10 protein-coding genes are annotated in these 13114 nt (G+C 74.8%); 7 read left to right on the plus strand and 3 right to left on the minus strand.

Features of this window, described 5'->3' with window-relative positions; translation table 11 throughout:
• Window positions 1–281 precede the first annotated feature (281 nt).
• The 5 genes from AC5R91_RS10470 to AC5R91_RS10490 are packed head-to-tail and all read left to right on the plus strand — an operon-like array spanning window position 282 to window position 6226.
• Window positions 282–1514, plus strand: a complete 1233-nt coding sequence (locus AC5R91_RS10470; RefSeq protein WP_495396952.1) for a glycosyltransferase family 4 protein — start codon at window positions 282–284, stop codon at window positions 1512–1514.
• Window positions 1511–2986: a lipopolysaccharide biosynthesis protein gene (locus AC5R91_RS10475; RefSeq protein ID WP_495396953.1), complete on the plus strand. Its 1476-nt coding sequence runs from the start codon at window positions 1511–1513 to the stop codon at window positions 2984–2986. The genes AC5R91_RS10470 and AC5R91_RS10475 overlap by 4 nt, the downstream gene beginning before the upstream one ends.
• Window positions 2983–3834: a TylF/MycF family methyltransferase gene (locus AC5R91_RS10480; protein ID WP_495396954.1), complete on the plus strand. Its 852-nt coding sequence runs from the start codon at window positions 2983–2985 to the stop codon at window positions 3832–3834. Before AC5R91_RS10475 ends, AC5R91_RS10480 begins: the two co-directional genes overlap by 4 nt.
• Entirely contained in the window at window positions 3831–4607 is a 777-nt protein-coding gene (locus tag AC5R91_RS10485; protein WP_495396955.1) for an arsenate reductase/protein-tyrosine-phosphatase family protein, read from the plus strand. Before AC5R91_RS10480 ends, AC5R91_RS10485 begins: the two co-directional genes overlap by 4 nt.
• Entirely contained in the window at window positions 4604–6226 is a 1623-nt protein-coding gene (locus AC5R91_RS10490) for a Gfo/Idh/MocA family oxidoreductase (protein WP_495396956.1), read from the plus strand. The genes AC5R91_RS10485 and AC5R91_RS10490 overlap by 4 nt, the downstream gene beginning before the upstream one ends.
• A 2-nt stretch (window positions 6227–6228) precedes the next feature.
• Here the strand turns inward: AC5R91_RS10490 and AC5R91_RS10495 are convergent, their stop codons facing one another.
• Both AC5R91_RS10495 and AC5R91_RS10500 read right to left on the minus strand, forming a co-directional pair.
• Complete coding sequence (locus tag AC5R91_RS10495; RefSeq protein WP_495396957.1) at window positions 6229–8121, minus strand: putative bifunctional diguanylate cyclase/phosphodiesterase; 1893 nt, start codon at window positions 8119–8121, stop codon at window positions 6229–6231.
• Between the two features lie 578 nt (window positions 8122–8699).
• On the minus strand, window positions 8700–9566 hold the full coding sequence (locus AC5R91_RS10500) for a class E sortase (RefSeq protein WP_495396958.1): 867 nt from the start codon (window positions 9564–9566) through the stop codon (window positions 8700–8702).
• 201 nt (window positions 9567–9767) lie between these two features.
• Between AC5R91_RS10500 and AC5R91_RS10505 the strand changes: the two genes are divergently transcribed.
• Window positions 9768–10646, plus strand: a complete 879-nt coding sequence (locus AC5R91_RS10505) for a glycosyltransferase family protein (RefSeq protein WP_495396959.1) — start codon at window positions 9768–9770, stop codon at window positions 10644–10646.
• On the plus strand, window positions 10637–12241 hold the full coding sequence (locus tag AC5R91_RS10510; protein ID WP_495396960.1) for a hypothetical protein: 1605 nt from the start codon (window positions 10637–10639) through the stop codon (window positions 12239–12241). Before AC5R91_RS10505 ends, AC5R91_RS10510 begins: the two co-directional genes overlap by 10 nt.
• On the opposite strand, the gene AC5R91_RS10515 is transcribed toward AC5R91_RS10510, so the two are convergent.
• The gene (locus tag AC5R91_RS10515) at window positions 12180–13010 is read right to left on the minus strand and encodes a class I SAM-dependent methyltransferase (RefSeq protein ID WP_495396961.1); all 831 of its coding nucleotides are present in this window, start codon (window positions 13008–13010) and stop codon (window positions 12180–12182) included. The genes AC5R91_RS10510 and AC5R91_RS10515 overlap by 62 nt on opposite strands.
• Window positions 13011–13114 lie beyond the last annotated feature (104 nt).

Genomic DNA, 13114 nt, shown 5'->3' on the forward strand with positions numbered 1-13114 from the left:
CCCAGCCTCCCTGGCGGAGCCGACCTCGGCGCACCCGGCCGGGTGTTCGGCCAGATCAAGTCGCTCACGGAGAGTATGACTCATAGCACAACACGTCACAGCCCGCTCGGATGCCCCGCCGACCTCCGCCGCGATGACCGCCGGTTCGGAGCGGACGAGGGACCGGTTCCGCGACACATATCTACAGTGCGTTGATTAATAAACACGCATCGTAAAGACTGACGCTCCCGACAGCCCGACAGCCGCTTTGATCGGCGGCCCCGAGGAGGCGCAGCACGCCCATGACGTCCACCTCCCGGCCGACGGCCGTCACCGCCGTCGTGCCCCATCCGATCCAGCACGTCGTGCCGCTGTACCGGGCCGTCGGCGAGGGAGCGGTGGACCTGCGGGTGCTGTTTCTGTCCCGCGCCGGCCTCGACCGCTACTTCGACCGGGGCTTCGGAGCCGAGGTGCGCTGGCGGCCGGACATCACCGCGGGTTACCGGCACGAGTTCGTCGCCGACCTGCCGCTGCGACCGGAGTGGCGCCAGCCGGCGGCCAGCGCCCGGGCGGCGGGCCGGGTCTGGGCGGCACTCGACCGGCTGCGGCCCGACTGTGTGCTGGTCCACGGCTACCGCCACGTCGGCTCGCTCGCGGCCCTCGCCTGGGCCCGCCGACGCGGCGTCGGCGCCCTGATGATGGGCGACAGCGAACTGCTCGGCCACCGCGCGGCCCGCGTGCGCGCCGCCAAGCGGCTCGTCCTGCCGCCGCTGTTCGGCCGGGTGGACGCGTTCCTCACCGTCGGTGACAACAACGAGGACTATCTCGCCCACTACGGCGTCCCGCGGGAGCGGATGTTCCGCACGCCCTACCCCACCGAGCAGGACGCGCTGCACAAGGTGGTGACCGATCGGGCCACCCACCGCGCCGCCGTCCGCGCCGAACTCGGGATCGCCCCGGACGCGGTGGTCGCCCTCTACGTCGGCAAGATGATCTCCCGGAAGCGCCCGCTGGACATCCCCGACGCCCTGCGGATCGTCGCCCGCGCCCCACGGCAGTCCGACACCCGGGAGCTCGTCGTGATCATGGCGGGCGACGGGGTGCTGCGGCCCGCCCTCGACGCGGCGGCGGCCGGCCTCGACGGAGCGCTGCGCGTGGTGGGCTTCGCCGACCAGGAACGGCTGCCCCGCCTGTACGCCGCCAGCGACCTGTGCCTGCATCCGGCGCAGCGTGATCCGCATCCGCTGGCCGTGAAGGACGCGGTGCTGTGCGGCCTGCCGGTGGTGGTCAGCGACCGGGTCGGATCGATCGGCCCGACCGACGACGTGCGCCCCGGCCGCAACGCCCGGATCCACCCCGTCGGTGATGTCGGCGCGCTCGCCGGCATCCTCGACGAGCTGCGCCGCCGGCCCGACCTGCTCGCCGCGATGGCGTTGGAGTCGGAGAAGGCGGTGCCGGACATCGACCTCGACGCCTCGATCGACGGGTTCCACCGGGCGGTCGCCACCGTGCGCCGCTCGGCGCGGCCGCGGTGACCCGTCCCAACCCGACCGCCAGGCTGTCGCGGGCGACCGTCGCGGTACTCGCCGGCAACGCCGGCACCCTGGTGCTGGGCACCGCCACCGGTGCCCTGGCGGCCCGGACGCTGGGGCCCACCGGTCGCGGCGAGCTGCTCACCCTGCAGACCTGGGCCGGCATGCTCGCGATGGTGCTCAGCCTCGGGGTCTCCCAGGCGCTGGTCACCGACGACGGGGACGACGACGGCCTGCTCGGTCCCCTGCTCGCGCACGCGGGCGCCGTGGCGGCGGCGGGCGGCGCCCTGTTCGCCGCCACCGCGGCCGGTGGGATCGCGCGCCGCGGCGACCTGCAGTGGGACGCCGTCGCGGTGGTGGGCGCGAGCTGCTTCGCCGCCGCCACGGTCGTCGGGTCGAACGCGGCGGGGCTCGCGCAGCGCCGCGGGCGGATGGGCGACGAGTTCCAGCTCGTGCGGCTGCTCCCGGCGGCGGCGACGCTCGGCGCGTTCGTCCTGTTCGCCGCGAGCGGGGTGCGTGATCCCGGCCGGTGGATGGTGGCGCTGGCACTCACGGCGCTGGTGCCCCCGCTCGGCTACCACCTGCTCGTGCTGCGCCCCGCCGGGAAGGGCCCCGCCGGGAAGGGCCGCGGCGGGATGCGCCCCGCCGGGAAGGGCCGCGGCGCCGAGCCGTCCGGACGCGGCCGGCGGGGCTCCCGGGGCCCGCGGATCGGCGCGCTGCTGCCGCGGCGCGCCTTCGTGCGCTGCGCGCTGGCGGCCTACGGCACGGTCGTCGGCGCCCAGCTCATCTACAAGCTCGACATGCTGCTCGTCGCGACTTTCCGGGCGGCCCACGAGGTGGCGTTCTACGGGGTGGCGGTCGCCTTCGCCACCGCCTGCTCGAGCATCTGCCAGGCGACGGGCATGGTGGTGTTCAGCCGGCTGCGCTCCATGGTCGACCCTCGCGCGCGGGCCCGCACGGTGCGCCGGGCGGTCCTCGCCACGCTCGCGATCGCCGCGGCCGTCGCCGGGCCGGTCGCGCTGCTCACCCCGTTGGGTATCCGGGTGGTGTACGGCGCCGACTTCGCCCCGGCGGCCACGACCACCCGGATCCTCGTCCTCGCCGCCATCCCCCAGTCGGTCGACTACCTGCTCATCCACGTGCTGCTCGGCTTCCGCTCGCCGCGCACGGTGCTCGCCGTGCAGGTGCCGGTAGCGCTGGCGACGGTCCTGGGACTCCTCGTCGCGCTGCGCCACGGGGGGCTGCCGGGAGTGGCCGCTGTCTCCGGCGCCACCTACACCGCCTCCGCCGCCGCGCTCTACCTTGCCTGCACCCGCCAGCTCGCCCGCACCCGCCAGCTCGCCCGCACCGGCCCGACCGATCCTGCGGGCCGCCCGTACCCCGCGATCCCCGCGCCCCGTACCACCACCGACACCATCACCGACCCCATCACCGACCTCACCGGCGATACATCCCCCATCCAGGAGCGACGATGACCACGACGCCGACCGTCACCCGCGACGACCTGCCCGACACCACGTCGCGGTACCTCGATCTCCTCCGGTCCACCCTGACCTTCTCCCTGTGGGACGGCGGGGACGGCAGCGTGTGGGAGCCGCGCGGCGGAGCCCGGCGCATCGTGGCCCTGGCCGCCGCGCGACAGGGGGTGGAGATCGTGAAGAGATCCTCCCCCGACGCCCGCGGCGACGGGCGGGACTGGCCGAGACTCGCGCACACGATGACCGGCGAACATCGCATGCGCAACCTCCAGGAGTGCACCGAGCAGGTGATCCGCGACGGCGTCCCCGGCGACCTCATCGAGACCGGGGTGTGGCGGGGCGGGGCCTGCATTCTGATGCGCGGGGTGCTGGCGGCCTACGGGGTCGACGACCGCACGGTCTGGGTCGCCGACTCGTTCGCCGGGCTGCCGGTGCCCGACCCGCGTTACTCCGCCGACGCCGGCGACCGCCACCATGAGCACTCCGCCCTCGTCGTCTCCATCGACCAGGTGCGGGAGAACTTCCGCCGCTACGGCCTGCTCGACGACCAGGTCCGCTTCCTGCCGGGATGGTTCCGCGACACGCTGCCCGGCGCGCCGATCGAACGCCTGGCGGTGCTGCGCCTGGACGGCGACATGTACGAGAGCACCATCGACGCGCTCGGCGCGCTTTATCCGAGGCTGTCCCCCGGCGGCTACTGCATCATCGACGACTACGGGGCGGTTCCCGGTTGCCGGGCGGCCGTGGACGACTACCGGGCCGCCCACGGCGTGACCGAGCCGATCATCCAGGTCGACTGGACGGGCGTGTACTGGCGCCGGGGCAGCGCGCCCCGTCCGGCATGAGCGCCACCGGCTGGCCCCGTCACGCCACCCGGCCGGTCGGGCCCGGGGAGGCTGGCGGGGCGGTCGAGGCGGGCAAGGCAGGCGAGGCAAGCAGGGCAGGGCAGGCAAGCAGGGCAGGGCAGGCGAGCAGGGCAGGCGAGCAGCGTCGGCCGTGGACGGTGCTGATGGTCTGCACCGGCAATCTCTGCCGCTCGCCGCTGGCCGAGCACCTCGCCGCGGCCCGGTTCCGCGCGACGCCCGGCGCGACGCACACCCCGGGGCCCGTGTTCCACAGCGCCGGGGTGCGCGCGGAGCCGGCCGCGCCGATGCACCCGCACGCCGCGGCGCTGCTGCGCGCGCGGGGCGTGGACCCAGGGGCGTTCCGCACCCGGCCGCTGACCGCGGAGCTGATCGGCGCCAGCGACCTGGTCCTGTGCGCGACCCGACCGCACCGCTCGGCGGTGGTCGCCCTCGCGCCGCGCGCACTGCGCCGGACCTTCACCGTGCGCGAGTTCGGCCGGCTGACCTCCGGGGTACGCCCCACGGACCTCCCGCCGGGTGAGCCGCGGCTGGCCGGGGAGCACCTGACCGCGGCCGCCTGGCGGGTCCGTGCCTCGGGCCGCATCGTGCCGGCGTCGATCGACGACCTGACCGACCCGCTCGAGGGCGGTCGGGATGCGTTCGAGACCTGCGCCCGGATGATCGACGAGGCGCTGTCGGGTCCGCTGACGTTGCTCGCCGGCGCCTGCCGCGCCCAGCCGGCCGGACTGCCGCCGGCGGCGGCGGCGGGATGAGGGTTCTCATCGCGCAACGCTGGGCCGACGGCTTCCTCGACGAGACCCCGACGGCCGGGCAGGCACGCATCCGCCCGTCCGTCTGGATCACCCTGGTCCCGGTGGACGACCAGTTCTTCGTGCGGTCGGGTGGCGCCCGGGCGCTGGCCGCCTACACCCGCGAGTTCGGGGCTCGGGCGGTGGCCCGCAAGACCGCCAGCCGGCTGCGGGAACGCGACCGCAACCGCCGGTACGTGGGGGTCGGGCTGGGCACGGTCGAACCGGACCCGTCCTCGGCGGGCGAGCCCCGGGCGCAGGAGCCCGCGGCGGGCGTCCCGGCCGCCGGCTCGCCCGTCGCCTTCGTCGCGCCCTGCCACCCGGCGTGCATGGAGCGGGTAGTCCTGCACCGCGACCTGATCCGCCCGGTCCACCTCGCAGACGTCCCCCGGCCGGTCGACCACGGCGGCCGGCCGGGCCGGGCCACGATCGTCCACCGGGCCCGGCCGGCGAGCCCGCCGCCGGCGGTCGACGACGCGCTGGTCGGCTGGTCGCCGATGGCGGGAACCGCGCTGGACCCGGCGGCCGTCGACCGACTCGTGGCGTGGCTCGCGGTCGAGTGGCGCGGGGCCAGGCCGGACGACCGGCTGCTCACCGGCGCCAGCCCGATCGCGACCAGCACGCGGCGGCGCCCGGCGCCCGGCTCCGGCCGCCCCACCGCGGCCCTGTTCGGGCTCGGTCACTACGCCAAGACCCAGATCGTCCCGCACATCGGCGAGCATCTCGACCTCATCCGGGTGCACGAGCTCGATCCCATGCAGATCGGCGCCCGGCGCACCGACCGGTGGTCGTGGGACACCTCGCCGCTGCTGGCCGACGACGACCCGGCGGACGTCCTGCTGATCGCCGGCTACCACCACACCCACGCACCGCTGGCCCGCGCGGCGCTGCGCCGCGGCTCGGCGGCCGTCGTCGAGAAACCCGTGGTCACCACCGAGGAGGACCTCGAGGAGCTGACGAAGCTCATCGACGGCGGCGGGCGCCTGTTCGCGTGCTTCCAGCGCCGCCACTCGCCGATCAACGCCTGGCTACGTGCCGACCTCCGCCTCGGCGAGGCCCGCGAGCCGATGGTCTACAGCGCGGTGGTGTACGAGGAGCCGCTGCCCGCCCGGCACTGGTACCGCTGGCCGGCCTCCCGCACCCGGTTGGTGAGCAACGGCTGCCACTGGATCGACCACTTCCTGTGGCTCAACGACTTCGCGCCGGTACGCCGTGCCACGGTCACCTCCGCCCGCACGGGCACCTTCACCGTGTACGTCGAGCTCGTGAACGACGCAATCCTCTCGCTCGTGCTGACCAGCGCCGGCGGCAGCCGCTACGGCCTGCGCGAGCACACCGAGCTGCGCGCCAACGGGGTGACGGCGACCATCGTCGACGGCGCCCGTTACACCGCCGAGGCCGGCTCCCGAATCCTGCGCCGCCGCCGGGTCAACCGGCTCGACAGCTACCCGGCGATGTACCGCGGGATCTGCGAGCGGCTCGTCGCGGGGGCGCCGGGCGAGGACGCACGGGAGATCAGGGCGGTCGCCGAGCTGACGCTGCGGCTGGACGCGGCGGCGGCCCGGCAGGGACCGGCTTGCTGAGCTCAGGAGGCCGCGCGGTCGGTCTGCACCCGGTAGCCGGCCGCACGCCGGGCCGTGGCGGGCGCCGGGGTGCCGCGCAGACCGGCCGGCCACTGGCCCGGCCGCGGCGTGCCGGCCCCGGCCGACGGCGGTGCCGACAGCGCCGGGATGGCCGCGGCGGCACCCCCCGGCGCCATGCCGGCGCCGACCAGGGCGCCGCCCGCCGGCGCCCCGGCGGCGGGGACGGCGAGCCGGGCGGCCCACTCACGCAGCCACCCGACGACCCGGTCGCCCGTCATCGGCCCGGCGACGAAGAAGCCCTGCACCTCGTCGCACTGCCAGTCGGCCAGCGCCTGCCAGGACCGCTGGGTCTCCACTCCCTCGGCGACGATGCGCAGCCGCAGCGCGTGGGCGAGCGAGACCGTGGAACGCACGATCTCGACCGCCGCGGGGTCACGGTCAAGATCGCGCAGGAACGTGCGGTCCAGCTTCACCTCGTCCGCCGGAAGTTCGCGCAGGTAGGTCAGCGAGCAGAAGCCGGTGCCGTAGTCGTCCAGGCTGACGCGCACGCCCAGGCTGCGCAGACCCGCCAGTGTGCGGCGGGCCGCCTCCCGGGCCTCGATGAGGCTGTCCTCGGTGACCTCGACGACCAGCGCCGACGGCGGGAGCCGGTGGCGGCCGAGCGCCGCGCGGACCACGCCGACGAAGGCGCGGTCGACGACGACCGACGCCGGCACGTTGACCGAGACCGTCAGCGGTGCCCCCCCGGCGTGCCAGCCCGCGCAGGCGGCCAGCGCCTGGTCGAGGACGTGCATGGTGAGTTTCGGCATCAGCCCCGCCCGGTCGAGCTCGGCGAGGAACACGTCGGGCGGGCGCACCCCGTCGACCGGATGGCGCCAGCGCACGAGCGCCTCGACCCCGCTGATCCGGCCGCTGCGCAGATCGGCCTTCGGCTGGTAGCTCAGCTCGAGCTGGCCGCGGTCCAGCGCCTGGCGAACCTCGGCCCGCAGCAGCAGCCGTGCCCGGTTGATCGGGGGATGCGCCCGGATGTAGACCGCCTGCCCGCACCGGGAGCGCTTCGCGGCGTGCATCGCCTCCTCGGCGTGGCGGAACAGCTCCAGCGCCATCCGGCCATGCTCGGGTGAGCAGGCGATCCCGATGCTCGCGTCGGGCCGGACCGGGGTGCCGGCGAGCAGGACCGGCGGTTCGAGCGCCTCCCGCAGGACGGCCGCGAGCCGCTCGGCGCTCTCGACCTCGCCGCCGCGCAGCAGCACCGCGAAGGCGTCGCCGTCGACCCGGGCGAGCAGGGTTGAGCCGGGCAGGGCGGCGAGCAGCCGCCGGCCCACGGTGACGATCAGTCGGTCGCCCTGCTCGTGGCCGAGGGCACCGTTGACGTCGCGCATCCGGTCGAGGTCGAGGAGCAGGACCGCGACCGGCGTCACGGCGCGCGCCCGGTGGCCGCCGCCCAGGCTGCGGCCGACCGCGTCGAGGAAGTGCCGGCGGTCGGCGAGCCCGGTCAGCTCGTCTCCGGCCCAGCGCCGCCGCCGCCGGTAGCCCCACCCGGTGCCGGCGCGCGCGCGTCCCCGGCCCGAGACCACCGCGGGGACGAGGACCGCGGCGAACGCCGTGACCGCGGCGAGGGAGATCGCGGCCGCGCCGGCGCGACCCCCGGCGCCACCGGCGGAGCCAGATAAGCCCGACGGGCGCACGAAACCGACCACGAGCGCCAGCACGATCAGCACGGCGAGGACGGCCACCGCCAGGCGGGCGACGCCGCGGCCGCCCCGGCCGGGCGGTACGGCGCCCGGCGCCGGCCGAACCCCTCCGGGCTGGTCGGGCCCGCCGGCGCCGACGACGGGGGCCGCCCCGCCCGGCGGGCGGCGTGACGGTCCGCGACTGCCCAGTCCCGACGCCACGCCGCCGGGGCGGAGCGCCGAACCACGCCGTATCCGATCCGGCCATTTCATTGAATTCCCCCGAAGCCGATCCCGCAATGCCCTTGTGCCACTCTCCGGACCGGCTGTGGCCGGCCCACCCGCCGCCACCTCCGCCGGCCCGGCCGGCCCCACGCCCACGCCGATCTCCGCGCTATCCGAGCGTAACGTGGCCCAGTTCGCAGGGTATCCGATGCCCGACTTTCCGGTGGCATCGGCTCAGCTGTCCGGTGTCCCCGGCGCGCTCCCACGACCATCGGGTCCTAATGCCCGGGAAGGCGTTGCCGAATTCCACTCCGCTACCCGATGGGACCAGGCCGTCGCCATTTCGACTAATCCGCTGGTCCGGCGGCGGACGAGCGTAGGCCGGCGGCCCGCCGCCGCCGGGCCGGCTCCTATCAGTCACCCAGTGTGACTCGACCGTTAGGCAACACCGTCTCCACCGCGGGGAAGACCACCAACATCAAAAAGGCGACGGCAGCAAGGACCGCAACGACTGCCAGGGTCAGCCGGAGCCGGGGCGGACCGGGCAGGTGACGGTAGAGCCACGCGTACATCGCTCACTCTCCCCTGAGCGCCGGGGGCGCCCCGGCGGACTTCGCGGTGGTGTCGACCAGCTCGCCGTACACGATCAGTCGATGGCTCGCCGAGAACTTCGGATGGCAGGTGGTCAGGGTGATCAGGCCCTTGGTCGGCGCAACTCCCGGTCGCTCGGGGACCGGATAGATGACATCCACCCGGTTCGGTGTCACGACCTCGGAGCCGGTGACCCGGTAGGTGTAGTAACGGTCCCGCACCTCGACGACAAGGGGATCGCCAACCTTCAATTCATCGAGACGACTAAACGGTTTTCCATACGTCGTCCGATGCCCCGAAACGACGAAGTTGCCGAGCTGACCGGGCATGGCCGTGCCCGGAATATGGCCTGGTCCGCGCCGCAGGTCAGCGGCGGCGACGCCCTCCACGACGACCGGGGAATAGTCCCGACCGAATCGCGGCACCCGCAGGATCGCCAGACCGTCGCCGAGATCGACCGGCGGCGGAGCCGGCCGCACCCGATCGCCGGCGGGCGCCCGCGGCGCCGGGGGCCGCTGCCAGGCCTGCTCGAGCTGGTGGTGCAGGCGATCCTGGGTCCGCGCGGCGAACAGGTCGGTGACCCACAACTGGTAGGCGAGGAACAGCGCGACGACGATCCCGGCGGTAATCAGTAGCTCGCCGAGGCCGCGGGCCAGCCGGCCGGCGAGCATCCGCCACCCGGCGGTGGGAGCGCGCTCGCCGCCGGACGCCGGGTCCTCGACGAGCACCGTGGGCGCGTCGGCCGCCGGCACGGCCGGCCGACCAGGTCCGGGTATCCCGCCCGTCGCCGGACCGCTCGACGCGGTTCCCTGCTCGTCTTCGGCCGCCGGGACCGAGGATGCTCCAGCCATATCATCACTCTAAGGCATCGTTCAACTACTTCTAGCAATCATTCGGGAGATCGATCGGGCGCCACACCCTCGCCACGGCGAGCCGACACCCCCACCTTGCCTTACAGCGTGACACTATTCTGCTACTCTCAGCATCCAATCAATGGCGCCGTCCCGCGGCCGCCAGGACTCACGCTCCGCTCGACCGAGGTAGGGGGCCCGATGAAGACCGTGGCGGTCATCGTCCACTGGGGCCCGCACCAGCCCACGGTCGAACTCGCGGAACGCCTGGATGCGAGCCCGGCGATCGCCCAGGTCACCGTCGTGGCCAACGACGGTTCGACCCGGCCGGCGGAGCTGGCGACCTCCGTGGCGTGGATCCTGCCGCCGCGCAACCTCGGCTTCGGCGGCGGTTTCCAGCTCGCCGTCCGGGACTACCCGGCGGCGGGCGCCTACCTGCTGGTCAACAACGACATCCGGATCGACGAGGCGACGATCCGGGCGTGTCTGGACCTACTGACCGGCACCAACATCGGCGTCGTCGCCCCCACCCTCATCAACGGGGACGGCCTGCAGTCCGGCTCGGCGCGGCTGAGCCCGGTCCTCGTCGCGCCGCGGGCCCGGCGCCCCCCCGACGACCGGCCCTGCGAGGCGGACTGGGTCACCGGCGCGGTGATGTTCATCAAGGCCGAATGCCTGCGGCGGGTCCCGTTCGACGGCCGGTACTTCCTCGGTTTCGAGGACGTCGACTTCTGCTACCGGGTCCGGGAGGCCGGGTGGAGTGTCGTGCTCAGCCCGCACCGGGCCTGGCACACCGGCAGCACCACGATCCCCCGCCGCGGCAACGCCTACTACATCGTGCGCAACCGGCTGTGGTTCACCCGCATCCGCGGCTGGCGGCTGCGCACGACGCTGGTCGCCGCCGTCACCGCGACCGTCGTCCTGCCCCGCAGTGTGGTGTTGGACGTGGTGCGCGGGCGGGGACTCGAGACGACGGCGCTGGTCCGCCACGGCCTGCTCGACGGCCTCGGCCCCCTGCCGCCCCTCGGCGACCCGAGGGCCGACGAGCCGCGCGCGGCCCACTGGACGGCATGGCGGTAGCCGGACCGTACGTCCCCCGCCCGCCGGGGACACTGCCCGCGTTGGGAGCCCCGCCGCTCGTGTTCGCGGCGGTGGCCGCCGGACTGCCCGGCGGCTGGTGCGTCGCCGTCGCCGTGGCGGGTGCCGTCGCCGCCCGACGCGCGCTGTCCCGGTTCAGTGCCACCTGTCTGGTCACGGTGGTGTTCTGTCTCGTCCTCGCCGGGCGGCTGGCACCGGCCCGCGACGTCCTGTTACCGGGTACCGGGGTGATCGACGGCGGCCGGGCCGACACCTGTGCGGCGCTGTGGATCGCCGCGATAGTGCTGGCCGCCGGCCTCGGACCCCGCGGCCGGTCGGCGACCGGGCGCGGGGCCGCCCCGACAGCGAACCCGCCGACAGCGAGCCTGCGGATGGCGCTCGGCACGATCGCGGTCTCCGCAGCAGCCCTGGTCGTCGAGATACTAATGATCATTTCCGGCTCGGTCGGAGTGGTGAGCCAGGTCAGCGGAGGCGGCAGCGGCGGCGGGTACGCCGGGCTGTTCGGCGCCCTCGGGCCGGTCCTCGCCGCCGCGGCCACCGTCGTCCTGCACCGCACCGACGCGTCGCCGCCCGCCACGATCGCCGCCGCCGGCCTGCTCGGGCTGCACCTGCTCGCGCTGCCGTTCACCGGCTTTCGCGGCGCGGCGCCGGTGATGTGCCTGGCAGTGGCGATCGCTGCAGGGCGCCCTGCGGGCCCGGCCGGCTCGGGCCCGCCCGGGCCCGCCGCGGCGGACCTTCCGGCCGGCCAGGCGCGCGCCCGGCGGGACGGGCGCCCGCTCGCCCGGCGGCCCGCGCGCCACCCGGCGCCGGTGGTGCTCCTCGGCGCCGCGGGTGTCGCCCTGTTCCTACTGGGGTCGGCCGTGCGCGCCACGATCAGCGCCGAGCACGGCCAGCACGGGCCGGCGTCGGTCTCGGTGGGCCAGACGCCGGAGGCGATCGCCCGCCGGCTGGACTACCGCCCGTACCTGCTGCGGGCGCTCGACCAACGGCACGATCCGGCTGCCCGCCAGGCCGTCGACCTCGCCGACCAGGCTGCCAGCGCCGTGCCCCGGTTCCTCTATCCGGACAAGCCGCCGGTCGACTACGGCCACGCCGTGAGCTATGCGGTCTTCGAGCTTCCGCGCGAGGTACCCACCTTCTCGACCATCACCGCCTTCGGCGACGCCGCGCTCAACCTCGGGCTGGGCGGAGCGACCCTGCTCATCTGCGGCTGGATGCTCGCCCTCGACGCCGGCTATCGGCGGTGTGCCGCGACGACGGTACCCATGGTGGCGATCCGCATCCTGCTCATCCAGGTGGCGTTCGATGTCGGCATCCCGCCCGTGCTCGCCACCGTGACGGTGGCGCGGTCCGTCGCGGTGCTGGGCGTCGTCCTGGTCGCGATCCGGGTGGCGACGGATCTGCTGCCGCAGCGGTCCCCGCGCCACCTGAGCGTCGCGCGCCCCGGGTGGTGGGCCCCGCCGCGCCGACCTACTGCGGGTCGCCGATGGCCGACGTGGGTTGTCGGTCCCGCTCTCACGGCCGCCGGGGCGGTGTCCGCCGGCCGGCCTCGGCCTCGGCACCGAGCTGCCCGATGACCGCCGGTGGCCTCGACGACCCCGGGCTCTGTGCCGGCACGACCACGGGTGTGCTTGCGGGCGCGCCGGGTTCGACGCCGACGCCGACGGCGGGGGCTGCGGGGGCGGGGGCGGGGGCCGGGGCGGCGAGGAACAGCGCCTGCCACGCGAACATGTTCGGCCACCGGGCGAGAACACTGCGGTCGGCACCGCGCGTCAGCCCGCGCGGCAGCACCTCGCGGCTGCGCCACCACGGCAGGCCGCCGGTCGTCGAGTGGGCGACGAGGCGCAAGCCGTTGTCCGCCAGCAGGCGCCGCGCCGAGTTCACCGTGTAGAAGCGCAGGTGGGTGGCATCCATGAGCCCGGTTTCGGTGTACTCGAAGCGCCCGAGCAGGAACTGTGCGCGCTGCCGGTAGTGCAGCACGTTGGGCAGCGCCACCAGGATGCGCCCGGCCGGGTCGACGACCCGGCGGGCCTCGGCCAGCAGCGGCGCGGGCTCGGCCAGGTGTTCCAGGATGTGGGAGAGCAGGACGAGCTGGTAGCTGCCGTCCGGCGCGAAGGACAGCCCGTCGTTGAGATCGGCGAGTTCAACCTGTTCGCACTCCACGCCCGCGGCCGTCCGCTCCGAGGGATCGATCGTCACACCGGTGACGCGCCAGCCCCGGGCGCGCAGCAGCCGGGCGTTGTCCCCCGCCCCGCAGCCGCAGTCGAGCGCCCGCCCAGGCCGGATGTCGATCAGGTCGAGCAGGTCGGAGTTGCCGCCATTGCGATACCGCAGATCGAGTTCCATGTACGACTCCTTTCGCGCGGGCACGGCACGCGTCCTCGGCCTCAGAGGCGAGGCCCGATGTTCACATAGAGTAATGCCATCGTGACGCATCATCGTCGACCTTG

The sequence above is a fragment of the Frankia sp. BMG5.60 genome, assembly GCF_059428125.1.